A 13,133-nucleotide genomic window follows, 5' to 3' on the forward strand; every position below is an offset into this window, starting at 1 on the left:
CGCGCCACGCTCGATGGGCGTTGATCGCCCGAACCCTGAAAGCCGAACCCCCGAAAGAAAGAGGCGCCTCCCGCGGGGGAGGCGCCAAGTGGGGAGGGTACTTATGACGCTGTCGGCCGCGTGGAGGTTCGGCGCCCGACAGGCCATGAACACGTAATCGTGAGTTTTGTTCCGCCGATTTTTCAATCGCCCTTTGCGCGGAACAATCCTCAAGGGCATCGGTTTTGCACTGAGAAGACAGGGAGAAGAACACTATGAGCAAAGCCGTAGAAACCACCAGCCACAAGGAAATCCGGCAGTGGATCGAGGAACGCGGCGGTCACCCGGCCCGCGTGAAAGGCGCCGAGGAGGGCGGTATCCTGCGTGTCGATTTCGGTAAGCCGGAAGAGTCCCTGGAGGAAATCGCATGGGACGATTTCTTCTCGATCTTCGACGAGAACAAGCTCGCCTTCCTCTACCAGGAAGAAACGGAAGCGGGCAAAACCAGCCGTTTCAACAAGTTTGTCTCTCGCACGAAGCACTGACGGTCTGCAGCTCAAATGCTGCGGCTGATTGCCCGAAAGGAGCACGATATGTCCAAGCACTTCAAGACCGTTCGGCCAAGTGACGCCGATCTCAAAGCCGACCCCGGTATCGGCCAGTCGAAAGGGCTGAACCGTTTCGACGGCAATGACGAAATCATCGGGGAAAACACCGACGAGGGCGATGTCGGCAACGACACCAACCGTTTCGGCGGCGTCGACCCCAATCAGCGCGGTCGCGCCAACAAATAGCGAGGTCAGGAGGAACCGACCATGCAAGGCAACAAGACCCACCAGCAGCAGCGGGATATCCTTCAAAAGGGCGTCAATACCGCGAATGCGGGCAAGGATTTCGATCCCAAGGCAGACCTGAATCGCAGTGACGCAGCCCGCGAGGCCTTTCGAAAAGGTGACAATCTGGACATGCGGGCGGCGGATGTTTCGATGAAGGATGATCCTGCCATTATCCGCGGCCGCAACCAGGAAAGCGAACACCACAAGGGTAGCGGCTCCTGACTTTCAGTGAATGGAACCGAACGACAATCCCGGTGTTGTCCGACGCCGCCCGGTGTTATGATGACATAGGGTTGGAGGAAGCGACGGCGCGGCTGGTGGCCGCGCCACATGTGGTGGGAGGATAACATGTTCGGTTCAGGCGCAACTTTTTCCGATCGCGAGGATGCCGGCAGGCAGCTAGCGGAAGCGATGAAGGGGATGCCGCTACGCGCTCCCGTCGTCATGGCACTGCCCCGCGGCGGCGTGCCCGTGGCCTTCGAGATCGCTCAAAGGCTCGGAGCACCCCTCGATCTCCTGATCGTCCGCAGGATCGCAGCTCCCGGTCATCCCGAATACGGCATAGGCGCCGTGGTGGACGGCAAGGAACCTTATGTCGTGGTCAACGAGGAGGCAGCCCGGCATTTCCAGATCCCACCGGGTTATCTGGTGAGCGAAAAAGACCATCAGCTCGCCGAAATCGAGCGTCGTCATCGGATCTATTTCGGCGAAGACGAACCGGAGGATCACGACCATGCGGGTCAAGACGTCATTCTGGTCGATGACGGCATTGCCAACGGAGGCTCCATCCGAGCCGGCATCCATGCGCTGAAAGAGATGGGCGTGCGTTCCATCCGGGTCGCCGTGCCGGTTGCCCCGCGGGCTTTTCTGGAAATCTTGCGCGATGAGGTCGACGAGATCATCTGCCTGTCGACCCCGGAACATCTCGATGCGGTCAGGCGCTATTACCAGGATTTCACCGAAACCACCGATCAGGACGTCGTGCGCCTCTTGAAGGATGCCCGGCGGCTGACGCGGATGATCCATTGAGGGTCATATCTCGACCGTCGTCAGCAGAGGCAGGTGATCGGAGGCGCGGCGGGCAAGCGGCGCCGAGATAACCTGCGTCTCCACGGGCTTGACCTCCTGGGAGACGAATATGTGATCGATCCTCAACAGCGGATAGCGCGACGGGAATGTAGCCTTAGGTTTCGCCCCGGATCCAACCTGCACATCCGCCAGGCGGCGCGCTGCAGCCTTATAGGTGGCGGTGGACGGTATTGCATTGAAATCTCCCATCAGGATCACCGGCCTGTTATGGCAGGCCGAGTTGCCGAGCCATGAGGGCCCCAAAAGGGTGTTGATCTGCCGGATGCGTTCGCGTCCGCGCAGGCCGAGATGGGTGTTGAAGACCTGCAGGCGGTGATCGCCCAGCGCAATTTCGACCCAGACTGCGCCGCGTTGCTCGCCGATCGATGGAAGGCCGGCGCCCTTTATCGTTGTTGCCGGCAGGGCTGTCAGGATGGCGTCGCCATACCGCTCTTCCGCGACGCTGAGGGCGGCATGGAAGTGGTACTCCATCTGCAGCAGGGAAGCGATCGCGTGGGCCTGGTCGACACCGCCGGTGCGAACGCGGCCGACATCCAGCTCCTGCAGTCCGATGATATCCGGCTCTGCCGCAGCAATGACCTCCGCGATCCGCGCCGGATCAAGCCTGCGGTCGGTGCCGATGCAGCTGTGAACGTTGTAACTGAGGATTTTTAGGCGACGCCTGCGGGAAGGTGAAGGAGTTGTTCGATCGTTCATAGCGCTGGGAACACCTTTACCTAAGTTTTCGTTCCCGATGTCGGAGAACCGCAACGGGAGGATTTATGCCTGCGAAACGCCATCTGCTGAAGCTCTTAATCGGTGCAGCAATCTGCGTGGCGGTCTTCCTGCTTTACCGAAGCCTTGGTCGCTACACTCTCGACGAGATCGAGGAGTCGCTTCAGGCGATTATCGGCATCCGACTGATGAGCGCCTTTTTCTTCGTCATCCTCTCCTATTTGTGCCTTACCGGCTTCGATACGCTCGCTGTCGCCTACACGGGCCGCAGGCTTTTATATCGGCAGACTGCGCTCGCCTCCTTCACTGCTCTGTCCATCGGGCACAATGTCGGGCTGGCGGCCCTGAGCAGCGGCGCGGTGCGCTATCGGTTCTATTCGCGCTGGGGGTTGACCGCCGAAGATGTGGCGAAGGTCATCATCTTCTGCGGTATCACCGTGGGGCTCGGGCTCGCCACCCTTGCCGGCCTGGCACTTCTGCTGCAGCCCCCGGAAACGGACCTGTTCCGGCTGGATGGATGGGTGAAAGGAGCCGTCGGGATGTTGTGTCTGGCGCTTCCGTCCGCCTATCTGCTGGTATGTGCCTTCGTGCACCGGCCCCTCCATCTGAAAACATGGAGATTCCAACCGCCGCCGCTGAAGCTGGCGCTGGGCCAGATTCTCATCGGCACCCTCAACTTCGCCTCCGTCGCGGCAGCTATTCATCAGCTTCTCGCGAGCTTCACCGATACCGGCTATCTTGCCGTGGCGACGACCTATGTCACAGCCAACATCGCCGCTCTGATCAGCCATGTGCCCGGCGGACTCGGCGTACTGGAAGCCACCATGCTGAGCATTCTGCCTTCGACGGCCTCCATCGGGGCTCTCATCGCCTTCCGGGTGCTTTACTTTTTCGTGCCGCTGGGGATCGGGATCCCGACCTTGCTAGTGACCGAAGCCTATTATCGGCATCGCGCTGGAAGGCTGTCAGAGCAGACGGTGGTGTGAGAGGCGGAGGAAAAGGCGGCGCAGAGCATTTTTGATTTCCGGAATCGGCCAGAAGGGCTGTTTGGGATCGATGATTCCGGTGCCAACCAGAGACTGCGTTTCACCCTTTTCAGGATTGACGTCGAACGGCCTGAGGCCGCGCGGCTTGACGTTGAGCCGGTCGACAGAACGCACCATCGACCCAGTTTCCTCGATGAGGCGCGCCACTTCTGCCGGCTCCGCATCCAGATGTTCGGCAAGAAGGTCGTTGCGCAGCGCGTTGACGGCCGTCTGGCCCGCCGGGTCATAGGTCTCTATGGCCAGGTCACACTCGGTATCGAGGCCCTCCGAACGGTTGTTCAGATTGGAGGAGCCCACACGAACGAAGCAATTATCGACAATGATGACCTTGGAGTGGACGATCACCTCCAGATCGCCCCCCTTGCCGTTGGGCACCACGGCATAAAAGACCCGCAGGCGGCCATAACGGTCCGCACGCTTGAGGCGGCGGATCAGTCGGTTGCGGTTGTGCCCCATCATCAGCTTTTCCAGGAAGCCATGGGATTCTCGGGTCACGACGACGATAATCTCGGGGCCGTCGGCTCTGCGAAGCTGCTTGGCGAGCGTTCGCGCCAAGCCAAAGGAGGCGAGGTACTGCGTCTCGATGTACAGATGGTGCCTGGCGGCTTTTAGCGCGTCGTGCGTCAACCGGATCGCCTCGCGATGGCCGCGGCGGCCTTTCCATTTCCAGGGTTCGGTGAGTGCAAGGCCGGTATTGCAATGGGTAAGCGCCGGCTCAAGGTCCGCCGGCCAGGGCTCCTCTCCGGTAATATCCAGGGGCTCCAGAACTTCTCGTGTAGTCTTCCTCCACCGGCGGCGAGCCACATCGCCGATCAGCCTGGCAGTGTCGCCGCTGACGATCGTCTGCATGTCGTGGACCGGTCCATAGGGCGTGCCGTCGGCCGATTGCCGCAGTGGATGGTCTGCCGCATGGCTGCGATCGTCCCAGCGCCGGGCGGTAAGATCGATGCCCCCCAGGAAGGCGGTCTTGTCGTCGATGACGACGATCTTCTGGTGGTGGCTTGCCCGCAAGGGATGCTCGAAATCGAGATGAACGCGAATGCGCGGATGATCGCTCCAGGTCATCCTGCCAAACATCTTGAGGCTCTTGCTGGAATAGACCGGGCCCATTCCCCAGACGAGGATACGGACCTGCAGCGCCGGCTTTTCCTCGACAAGTCTGCGAAGCAGTTCCCCCAGCGTCTCTTCATCTCCTTCTCGGACTTTCAGACGAATGTCCGGGTTGAAGTCCCAGCCGACGATGGAGATTGAGCGTTCCGCCTGCCGAAGCACTTGGTCGAGCCGGAGAAAATACTCCTCTCCGTCGACGAGGAAAGCGAGTTTCTTCGCTCGCGCGCTGCCCCATGCATTGCGGCCCGGGCGAATGATCGGCTCCGCCTTGGGAACGGTTCGCGTCGTTTGATCGGATTGTATTTTCACGTCCACCTGCGCCACCTGATGATTTGGTGACAAGAAACGCCGGATTTTTGGCCTTTGTTCCAACAATCCGGTGGCTGTCGCAGTCTTGTACCATTTATTTGGTGGTTACAACTCCCGGCGGACGGGGCGCGACAAGTTCGGTGCCTGCATCGCCAAATATTTCGATGGCGGCGATCAGGCCCAGGAGGATGAGAGCGGCAGCGACCAGTAGCTTCCATAAGCCGGCCTTTACCGGTGTCTGGTGGTGCGTCTGTTTCATGTCCCGATGGTTCAGGTTGCTATGGCTTCGAATGTCCATGAGTATCCTTGCGGCGCTCCAGCCGCGCCATTCCCTCGATTCAGGCCAGTCTGCCGGGCGGCATATAAACTGGCGGGTTGGGATTTTCGTCCGGATTTGGCAGTGGAGATTCGTCCGGCAGGCGATCGGGTTCTGGTTCGTCGATGGGTGGTTCCGGATTCCAAATCGGCGCCGGCATTGGCGGACGGTCGCCCGGTTCGCGAGGGTCAGGTGTCATTACTACACTCCCTGTTACTCACTGAACAACCGTTCCGCATGAAGATTGTTCCTCGCAAACGACGGCATGAAAAAACTGCGAGCCATTGGGGGGCAGCCGATCAGAAGCAGCGGGCTGGCGACGAAGATTGCTGCAGCAACACGTCCGGCGTGGCATTTTTAGGTCATGGTCTTGCCCCTATGCTGTGGAATTATGCCCTTGGACAATTCGCGAACCTGCGCCATGTTTCCTTCGTGCAGGATGGATCCGCGAAGTCCTTTCGGGGATCGCTGCCCGAGCCCTGATTGTTCAGAGACCCAAAACGTCACTTTCTGGGGGCAATCTTTTGGAGGAGAGGCGAATGACACATGCCCGAGACAATTTTCTCGTGTGGCTTCGTTCCGCGCACGCGATGGAGGAGCAGGCAATCACCATGCTGACCGACCAATCGCGGCGGATAGAAAGCTATCCGGACCTCAAGGCACAGATCATCCGTCACCTCCACGAGACCGAGGGCCACGCACAGGCGCTGAAGAGCCTGCTCGACCAGTTTTCCAGTTCAGGCGGGGTGCTGACGCTCAAGGATGTGGCGGCCAAGCTGGCAGCCAAGGCCCAAGGGGTCGGCGGCATGTTGGTCAGCGACGAAATCGTCAAGGGAGCGATGGGAAGCTATGCCTTCGAGCATCTGGAAATCGCCAGCTATCGCGTGCTGATCGCTGCGGCCGACGAACTGGAGGAGAGGGAGGCCAAAGCCGTATTTGAGCGGATACTGGAGGAGGAAATAGTAATGGCGGATTGGCTGGGGGCTAATCTCGATCCGCTGACGCGCATCTTCCTGATGCGCGACGAGCGGGATTTGATGGCCAAAAGATAACGGGCCGTCGCCAGGACGGCTGCATCCGGTCAGAATTTCGAGATCTCGCCGCCATCGAGCTGAATCTCGAGTTCCTTCTCGTTCCTGATACCCTGCTGATAAAGTTGAATAATCTGCGCAGCGAGATCGTTGGCGGCCAGGCTTTCGCCGGTCAAGCCGCGCTCGGCACAAATACCGTCGAAGACGCGCTTGAGGAAAGCCAACTCACGTGGTTCGAACGTATTGGTGAGGACTGCCGAATTCATCTTTTCAGCCTCCACTGCGGGGGGCGAAAGCGCTTTCTGTCTTCCAGTCGCCAGCGCCCGTATCAATGGCTGGCAATGGCTCAAGACTACTCTTTTTGCCGTCCTTTTCAAGGCAGGAACGGTCAATGTTTCGACAGAGGCCACGTTTTGGGCCCCTCTCAACCAGACGTGATTAGGCAGCGTTTTCTAGTCATCCAGATGGTTGGCCTCATGGTCGTGAAATTGCTCGGTCTGGACTGTTTTGCTGTCCAGTCCGCGCTCCCGCGAGTGCTGTGCCTTGTCTCTGTTGGAAAGAACCATGTTCTCCGGAAGGATGTCCTTGTCGATATCCGTCATGGCGCCATTTCCGCTGCCTTTGCCAGTCGCGCCTGATCCCATGTGTTTCGAATTGGCATTGGCCATGAGTTCTTCCTCCTGATGTTTTTTCCGATCGGAGACAGAACCTCCAAAGTGCGTTTTTGATCCTGAAAAGGTGTGGGAAGCGGCAAGATCAGTCCGTCTCAAGCAGGAAGAATGTCGTCGGGCCTGCCGGCGCGTCGTTCGTAAGATCGAAACGCAGCGGTCCGTTTCCGCTGTGAAGCGGCGGATGCACCACGCCATCCAAGCCTATAGGGGAAAGCCGCCAGCGGCCCGCGCGGTTCTTGAACTCGATCGATAGCGCACCTTTGCGGATCAATACCGGCAAAGTCCCGAAGTCCTCGATCACCTTCTCCTGCGGATCTCGAAAGCGCATGCTGCTGTTGCGGGCGTCGGTGGCGAAGATCAGCAGCATGCGTCTGCTTGCCGCGAGCGAGGCGGCTCCATCGATGGCGGAAGCTGCGAAGAGCGCATCTTGGTCTCCGCCTTCGAGCCGGACGGTTCCGAGATCGACAGCGGTTTCCAAGGTAGTGAAAGCGGCGGCTTCCGTGCGGGGTGTAGACAATGTCAGGCGGAGTTTTTTGCTGTCGAGCAGCAGTTCCCCGGTATCGCTCTGGAAAATTCCGGCGGACGGATCGGTCCGACTGTTTTTGGGCAGCAGGCCGGCGCCTTTCAACGCAGCCAGCAGCTTGCCTGCATCCGCCTCGCTGCGCGGCTGGTTGATTGCAAGGGGCTCACGCAGCCCATCGGATTGTCTGAGGCCGATGCGGGAGACGAGCGACAATTTGGTCAGCGCATCTGGTTCCGCGGCCTGCATGTCGCCGCTCAGATCCTCCTCGCCCCGGACCAGGAAAGGAATGCTGTTCTGCGAGGTCTTGACGTCGCCCCGCCGGAAAAGAAGGGCTGCAAGCGTTTCGCCGGCGCGGGCTACCGGATCGAGCGCGATCGCATAAGGCAACATTGCCCGCTTGTGGGGAAAGGGTTCGCCATATTGCAGGGCGATCGGCCCATGGCCGTGGCGGCAGAGCATATCCCAGCCCTGCAGCGCTGCGTAGGCAGGCATCACAAGCCCGGCTTCATAGCGATATCTGCTCCAGAACAGGTGGTCGTATTCGGTGATGCCGAAAGGCTTGCCGAGCCAGCGGCTTGCAGCCGCGACGCGCATATATGCGCCGGCATCGGCAAGCGAGCTTTTGTTCTCGATCTTCGCGCCGGGTTCGTAGCTGTTTACGCTATCATGATAGGTGTTCATGGTGACGGCTTGAAGGTTCTGGCGGGTCAGGCCCGTCTGCACCGTCGGCCAGTTATTGTAGTCGCTGATGAGACCGCGATAGCCGAGGCCTCGCAGGACTTCCGTCATGCGGGCCGCGGTTCCGCGCTCGGTTTCGACGAAGAAGGCCTGCAGGTCGCGCAGGCGGGGGCTGTCGACATAACGATCGGTGGGCAGGCGTACGGAGGCATTTTCCAGCCGTTCGTTCGCCCGAAGGTCGGGCCATGCGGTCCGAAGCGCCTGGGTCGATCCGTAGCGCTCGCGCAGCCAGGTGTTGAACGGCTGGCGCAGGCTGTCCGGGTAGGGCCGGCCGATCCTGTCATGGACAACCGTCTCGAATTCTATGCTGTTTTCGTTGGCCAGGATCACGAGGCCGAGGGCCTCGTCACGGATCGGCGCAATGCCGGTATAGGGATTGACCCGGGTGAGGAAATCGGTGGCCAGCCTCTTCCAATGGGCAAAGGCCTTTTCCTCGTAACTCACCTCCAGCTTGAGTCCTTCGGACGGATCCCAGCGATCGTCGTAACCGCCGGAACCACCGCGCCATGAGGTCAACCCGTCGACCATCCAGTAGATGCCGTTCTTCTTCAGCGCGGCCATCAGATAATGGATACGGTCGAGGACCTCTGGATCGAAATCGAAATCCTTCTGCCGGCCGAACATCAGTGCCGCATCGGTGAAATGGAGGCGGGCGATATTGTAGCCACGCATGGCGAGCTGCCTTGCATAGACATCCGCGTCCTGATGGTTCGGAAAACCGCCGGATGCCGGGCTCCAGGCAAGGGAGGCGCAGAACATGGGGGCCGGTACGTCGGGCTTGGCGGCTTTCGCCAGATGGCCGTCCGTGCCGACGACGAGATGGTCGTTTTGGTCGATGGAGCCGTTGGGGAGCAGGTCCGAAAAATCGAGCGGACTACCGGGCTCGACGGCCAGCGATATCTCGCGGACCGGAAGCCAGTCAGCCGGCCAGGCTGCGGACGCCGAAGCCGTGAGCGCGAGTGTCGTTGCCAGAGCGCGGATCAGTCTCTTCATCAATGTCTCCGATCTCACGGCTCTCCACCCATCCACGAGGATCTCGACGCGGGGCGAAAAAGCCGAAAGGCAGCGCTGCCGTATGGAACAGCCAGGCGACGACCGTGTAAAGCCCGAGCGACACCCCGCCCTTTCGCCAGGACATCAGAGCGACGACGCATGCGAAGAGGCCCAGCACCGCCGTCAGACCGGCAAGCTTATTCGGGACGGCGATCATCAATGCGAGCGAGAGGAGAATCCAACACGCGACCAGCGCCCAAAGCTTCAGCTCCGGCAGTTCCTGCAGCATCTGCCGGAAATAGGGTTTCCCGGCCGAGGCTCGCAACAGTTCTCCGACCCCGAAGAGATATTTCGTCTGCCAGCGCCGGACGAGAAGGCGGTAGGAATTGACGCTGTGGCCATAATGGTGGACGAAGCGGCGGTCGAGCCGATACAGGTCCCAGCCGGCGCTGCGCAGCCGGATGCCGAGGTCGAACTCCTCGTAGCCGTGCAGGTTGCGGTCCGTCAGATAGCCGATGCTCTCGATCGCGCTGCGACGATAAAGGCCGCCCCCGTTCATCCTGTCGATGGCGCCCACGCGGTTTTCCGGGGCGTTACGCTGGACCCGGCGGGTATATTCCAGATTGTCGAGCATCATTTCCTCGACATGGCCGGTCACGCCGCCCGTTTTGAGATGGTTGCTCAGATACGCCGTAGCGGCCGGCAAAAACGCGGGATCGAGGTCCATGTCGCCGTCGAGCAAGCAGATGAACTCGTGCCGCGCATACTGGAAGCCCAGTTGCGGGCCGATGCCGCAACTCGGGCGGGCAGGGTTCTGGATCTGGACGATCCGGACCGGATAGCGGGATGCGATCTCTATCGTGGAATCCGCCGAGCCGCTGTCTGCAACGATCACCTCGCCTTGTCCGCCGGGCAGGCCGGCAAGCGCGAATTCGATCGTGCGGGCGATCCGCTTCTCTTCGTTCAGAGTCTTGATGATGATCGATACGCTCACAGCCGCTCCTTCACCTTCTTCCGCGTCGCAACCGAGTGATAGATTGCCAGTGTGCTTCGGGTGATTGACGGCCATGCATAGGTCTGTTCCACCTTGCGGATGCGCGACAGGGCGCCCTCCTGACCGAAAGGCTCGGCCATCTTGCGCTCCAGGGCCTTGGCAAGGGCGTCTATATCGCCCGGCGGGAAGTAGTCCTCGGGCGGCAGATCGACCTCGTGGTTGGCAACGATGTCGCTTGCGAGGACAGGCAAGCCGTAGCTCATGGCTTCAAGCAGCGAGATCGGCATGCCCTCGTGGAGCGAGGGCAGAACGAAGAGACCGGCCTGGGAAAACAGCGCGGCCAAGTCTTCACCGCTCTGGAAACCCGTCAGCACGACATCAGGCACCCGGGCTGCGGCAGCCTCGATTTCCTTGGCATAGGCCATGCCTTTGTGGTCGGCGCCCCCCACCAGAACCAGTTTCCAGTCGGTCTGCTTCAGTTTTTCGAAAGCCGCGATCAGATCCGTCTGGCGCTTTTCCGGCACGAAACGGGCGACCATGACGATGTAGCGGCGGCGCTGCAGGCCGAACCGGTCTAGCGTCGCTTTACCAACAAGGCTCGGTGTCACCGTGACGCCGTTCGGAATGTGGGCCACCTCCGCGCCATAGCGGCTCTTCATGGTTTCCGTCACGTCGCGCGACACGGCGATCCTGGCGTTCGCGAACCACATGGCAAGCCGTTCGCCGAGCTTCAGCGCTCGCTTGGCCGTCGTACTCCACTTCTCGCGGTCGTAGTCGTATCCATGGTGCGTCATCACGATCTTCAGCCCGAGGAGACGAGCCAGCGGGGCGAGCAGGCCGGGACCGACCGCGTGGATATGCAGGATGTCAGGGCGGCGAACGGCAGCGTATACGACGCCGACGAGGGTGTGAACGAAGGTTTCGAGAAGCATTGATTTCGGCGCCCAAAGGGGCGTTACGCGGATCCCGCGCCAGGCGGAGGCGGTCGGCTCGGGCAGGTATTGGCGGCGCGCGAGGACCTCGACATCCCAGCCGCGGGCTGCAAGTTCCTGGCTCAGCATTTCGACATGCTTTTCAATGCCGCCCTGCACATTCGGTATTCCCCGAAGGCCAAGCATCATGACGCGTCGGCGAACCGGTTCCCGGTCGACACGGATGCCGGGAGCGGTGCCGATATCCGGCAAGACCGGAGACAGCCGGGGTGTCTGGTTCAGGACGACGCGCTCAATCCGGCTGTGCCCGGCTTGATCGCTGTGCGGAAGAGCCTGCGCCTGCAGCAGTTGCGCAGGGATGTGTTCGAGCGACGAGATGTCCCCCGGATACGTCCGGGTGGACTGCGAATGCCGCATCTTCGGAGGATTGGTCTTCTCGTTCATTACGGGCACCAGAAATTCATTTTCTGCTGCCCGTTCTATGCAAGGAACCTTCTCATACCGGAAAGAAAAAAGCTAAGATTTTAAAGGAGTTGTGCGGTTCCTGAGCAAAGTGACGAAAAATTTTCTCGACCCGGTGACCCTTTTCGAGATTGCGGTTTTTCGCGTTCAGCGGCGGATAAGGGACTGGTAAAGATCAAACATTCGCTGCCGATAGACGGTGCGGGAGAATTCGTCGGAAATCCAGGCGCGGCCGGCTTGCCCCATCTGAGCCCGCTCCTTCACCGATCGGCTAGCGAGGTCGTCAAGTGTCCTCGCCAGGTCATCGACAGAGCCGGGGGCAGCGCTCAGTCCGGTCTCTCCTTCGCGGATCATTTCCGGTATGCCGCCGATCGAGGCTCCAATCACCGGACGTCCCAGCGCATAGGCTTCCAGAATGCTGATCGGTGCATTCTCATACCATTCCGACGGCAGGACGAGCCCGAGAGACTGGCCGATGAGGCGGAACAGGATATCTCCCGACAGATGGCCCGCAAAAACGACCTCGGCACCGGCAGATCGCACAAGCGCCTTGAGAGCGGCCTCTTCCGGCCCGGTTCCCGCTATGATCAGTTTCTGCCGGGCTTGAGCCGCGGCGCGGATCAGGGTGGAGATGCCTTTTTCCGGAGCCAGGCGCCCGGCGAAAACGAAATAGTCGCTCTCGTGCCATTTCGTCGAAAACCGGTCGACGTCCACAAAATTCGGGACATGAACGAGCTTTTCGGCCGGCCAGCCCCATTCGATCAGCTTTTCGCGGTAGAAGCGGCTCGGTACCACCACCCGGTCGACCTTGTTGCGGTAGAGCCCGAGCGAGCGATGCAGGAGGCTCTCGGCGAAGACCACAGCACTCAGCGGCAGCGAGCCCTTGACGCAGCGATTGACCACGACGTTATGGATCCGACCGCCTTTGCAGGCTTCGCAGATACGGCCGTCGCGCAGCATCTTGTAGGAAGGACATGCGAGCTTGAGGTCATGGGCCGTCATCACCACCGGGACGCCTGCATCTTTCAGGGTGGAAAAGATCGCCGGGGAAAGGTGATGATAGATATTGTGGGCATGGGCGACATCAGGCCGCGCCTTGTCGATGAGGCGCTTCAGGTTCCGCTGAGCCTCGAAGGAATAGATAACCTTGGTCGCCTGCAGGACCTTGTCCTTCAACCCGATCTCGCGGCCGTATTCGATCTCCGAGACGAAATAGTCGGACCAGGGAGAGGAGAGGTTCTTCTCGTGCTGCATGGCGAAAGGCACGACATCCCAACCGATTTCTTCAAACAGCGCCGTATGATCAAAGAAAACGGTTTCGGCACCGCCGCGCCGATAGAAGTAATTGTTGATGTTCAGGAGGCGGGGCACCGCCACGGTTGTCGCATGG

Annotated in this window: 16 protein-coding genes; 7 read left to right on the forward strand and 9 right to left on the reverse strand. The window is 60.4% G+C overall.

Going from position 1 to position 13,133, the window contains the following annotated elements; all coding sequences use genetic code 11:
• The first annotated feature begins 254 nt into the window (after positions 1–254).
• The 4 genes from EDE05_RS08300 to EDE05_RS08315 all read left to right on the forward strand — a co-directional run bounded on the left by EDE05_RS08300 (position 255) and on the right by EDE05_RS08315 (position 1,844).
• Positions 255–524, forward strand: a complete 270-nt coding sequence (locus EDE05_RS08300; protein WP_112799329.1) for a hypothetical protein — start codon at positions 255–257, stop codon at positions 522–524.
• Between the two features lie 48 nt (positions 525–572).
• The gene (locus tag EDE05_RS08305) at positions 573–773 is read left to right on the forward strand and encodes a hypothetical protein (RefSeq protein ID WP_105371575.1); all 201 of its coding nucleotides are present in this window, start codon (positions 573–575) and stop codon (positions 771–773) included.
• Positions 774–794: 21 nt separating this feature from the next.
• Entirely contained in the window at positions 795–1,037 is a 243-nt protein-coding gene (locus EDE05_RS08310) for a hypothetical protein (RefSeq protein WP_105371428.1), read from the forward strand.
• Between the two features lie 126 nt (positions 1,038–1,163).
• Positions 1,164–1,844 carry a phosphoribosyltransferase family protein gene (locus EDE05_RS08315; protein ID WP_105371429.1) on the forward strand — a complete coding sequence of 227 codons (681 nt, stop codon included), beginning with the start codon at positions 1,164–1,166 and terminating at the stop codon, positions 1,842–1,844.
• A gap of 3 nt (positions 1,845–1,847) precedes the next feature.
• Here the strand turns inward: EDE05_RS08315 and EDE05_RS08320 are convergent, their stop codons facing one another.
• Positions 1,848–2,600: an endonuclease/exonuclease/phosphatase family protein gene (locus EDE05_RS08320; RefSeq protein ID WP_105371430.1), complete on the reverse strand. Its 753-nt coding sequence runs from the start codon at positions 2,598–2,600 to the stop codon at positions 1,848–1,850.
• 65 nt (positions 2,601–2,665) lie between these two features.
• Here EDE05_RS08320 and EDE05_RS08325 point away from each other — a divergent pair, with 65 nt between their 5' ends.
• Positions 2,666–3,604: a UPF0104 family protein gene (locus EDE05_RS08325; protein WP_105371431.1), complete on the forward strand. Its 939-nt coding sequence runs from the start codon at positions 2,666–2,668 to the stop codon at positions 3,602–3,604.
• Here the strand turns inward: EDE05_RS08325 and EDE05_RS08330 are convergent.
• Together EDE05_RS08330 and EDE05_RS08335 are read right to left on the reverse strand one after the other, a co-directional pair.
• Positions 3,584–5,089 (reverse strand): phospholipase D-like domain-containing protein, encoded by a 1,506-nt coding sequence (locus tag EDE05_RS08330; RefSeq protein WP_105371576.1) that lies wholly within the window; start codon positions 5,087–5,089, stop codon positions 3,584–3,586. The genes EDE05_RS08325 and EDE05_RS08330 overlap by 21 nt on opposite strands.
• 88 nt (positions 5,090–5,177) lie before the next feature.
• The gene (locus EDE05_RS08335) at positions 5,178–5,381 is read right to left on the reverse strand and encodes a hypothetical protein (RefSeq protein WP_132409439.1); all 204 of its coding nucleotides are present in this window, start codon (positions 5,379–5,381) and stop codon (positions 5,178–5,180) included.
• A gap of 102 nt (positions 5,382–5,483) precedes the next feature.
• On the opposite strand from EDE05_RS08335, the gene EDE05_RS26760 reads away from it, so the two are divergent.
• Both EDE05_RS26760 and EDE05_RS08340 read left to right on the forward strand, forming a co-directional pair.
• On the forward strand, positions 5,484–5,882 hold the full coding sequence (locus tag EDE05_RS26760; RefSeq protein ID WP_165924123.1) for a hypothetical protein: 399 nt from the start codon (positions 5,484–5,486) through the stop codon (positions 5,880–5,882).
• Between the two features lie 56 nt (positions 5,883–5,938).
• Positions 5,939–6,451 carry a DUF892 family protein gene (locus tag EDE05_RS08340; protein WP_105371433.1) on the forward strand — a complete coding sequence of 171 codons (513 nt, stop codon included), beginning with the start codon at positions 5,939–5,941 and terminating at the stop codon, positions 6,449–6,451.
• A gap of 29 nt (positions 6,452–6,480) precedes the next feature.
• Here the strand turns inward: EDE05_RS08340 and EDE05_RS08345 are convergent, their stop codons facing one another.
• From EDE05_RS08345 to EDE05_RS08370, 6 genes are all read right to left on the reverse strand, one after another.
• A complete protein-coding gene (locus tag EDE05_RS08345; RefSeq protein ID WP_112823758.1) occupies positions 6,481–6,696 on the reverse strand; it encodes a hypothetical protein in 216 nt (71 codons plus the stop codon).
• 186 nt (positions 6,697–6,882) lie between these two features.
• A complete protein-coding gene (locus EDE05_RS08350) occupies positions 6,883–7,098 on the reverse strand; it encodes a hypothetical protein (RefSeq protein WP_105371435.1) in 216 nt (71 codons plus the stop codon).
• A gap of 88 nt (positions 7,099–7,186) precedes the next feature.
• The gene (locus EDE05_RS08355) at positions 7,187–9,355 is read right to left on the reverse strand and encodes a glycoside hydrolase (RefSeq protein WP_105371436.1); all 2,169 of its coding nucleotides are present in this window, start codon (positions 9,353–9,355) and stop codon (positions 7,187–7,189) included.
• Positions 9,282–10,349 carry a glycosyltransferase gene (locus EDE05_RS08360; protein ID WP_132409437.1) on the reverse strand — a complete coding sequence of 356 codons (1,068 nt, stop codon included), beginning with the start codon at positions 10,347–10,349 and terminating at the stop codon, positions 9,282–9,284. The genes EDE05_RS08355 and EDE05_RS08360 overlap by 74 nt, the downstream gene beginning before the upstream one ends.
• Complete coding sequence (locus EDE05_RS08365) at positions 10,346–11,725, reverse strand: glycosyltransferase family 4 protein (protein WP_245505080.1); 1,380 nt, start codon at positions 11,723–11,725, stop codon at positions 10,346–10,348. The genes EDE05_RS08360 and EDE05_RS08365 overlap by 4 nt, the downstream gene beginning before the upstream one ends.
• Before the next feature lie 165 nt (positions 11,726–11,890).
• The gene (locus EDE05_RS08370; protein WP_132409662.1) at positions 11,891–13,120 is read right to left on the reverse strand and encodes a glycosyltransferase family 4 protein; all 1,230 of its coding nucleotides are present in this window, start codon (positions 13,118–13,120) and stop codon (positions 11,891–11,893) included.
• Positions 13,121–13,133: the final 13 nt, after the last annotated feature.

Source organism: Neorhizobium sp. R1-B, assembly GCF_004368875.1.
GTDB lineage: Bacteria > Pseudomonadota > Alphaproteobacteria > Rhizobiales > Rhizobiaceae > Neorhizobium > Neorhizobium huautlense.

Excerpts from the sequence above, each read along its gene's own strand:
- EDE05_RS08310 (WP_105371428.1), top strand. The coding sequence starts at position 795 with ATGCAAGGCAACAAGACCCACCAGCAGCAGCGGGATATCCTTCAAAAG.
- EDE05_RS08300 (WP_112799329.1), top strand. The coding sequence starts at position 255 with ATGAGCAAAGCCGTAGAAACCACCAGCCACAAGGAAATCCGGCAGTGG.
- EDE05_RS08350 (WP_105371435.1), bottom strand. The coding sequence starts at position 7,098 with ATGGCCAATGCCAATTCGAAACACATGGGATCAGGCGCGACTGGCAAA.
- EDE05_RS08365 (WP_245505080.1), bottom strand. The coding sequence starts at position 11,725 with ATGAACGAGAAGACCAATCCTCCGAAGATGCGGCATTCGCAGTCCACC.
- EDE05_RS08345 (WP_112823758.1), bottom strand. The coding sequence starts at position 6,696 with ATGAATTCGGCAGTCCTCACCAATACGTTCGAACCACGTGAGTTGGCT.
- EDE05_RS08305 (WP_105371575.1), top strand. The coding sequence starts at position 573 with ATGTCCAAGCACTTCAAGACCGTTCGGCCAAGTGACGCCGATCTCAAA.
- EDE05_RS08320 (WP_105371430.1), bottom strand. The coding sequence starts at position 2,600 with ATGAACGATCGAACAACTCCTTCACCTTCCCGCAGGCGTCGCCTAAAA.
- EDE05_RS08315 (WP_105371429.1), top strand. The coding sequence starts at position 1,164 with ATGTTCGGTTCAGGCGCAACTTTTTCCGATCGCGAGGATGCCGGCAGG.
- EDE05_RS08325 (WP_105371431.1), top strand. The coding sequence starts at position 2,666 with ATGCCTGCGAAACGCCATCTGCTGAAGCTCTTAATCGGTGCAGCAATC.
- EDE05_RS08335 (WP_132409439.1), bottom strand. The coding sequence starts at position 5,381 with ATGGACATTCGAAGCCATAGCAACCTGAACCATCGGGACATGAAACAG.
- EDE05_RS08355 (WP_105371436.1), bottom strand. The coding sequence starts at position 9,355 with ATGAAGAGACTGATCCGCGCTCTGGCAACGACACTCGCGCTCACGGCT.
- EDE05_RS08340 (WP_105371433.1), top strand. The coding sequence starts at position 5,939 with ATGACACATGCCCGAGACAATTTTCTCGTGTGGCTTCGTTCCGCGCAC.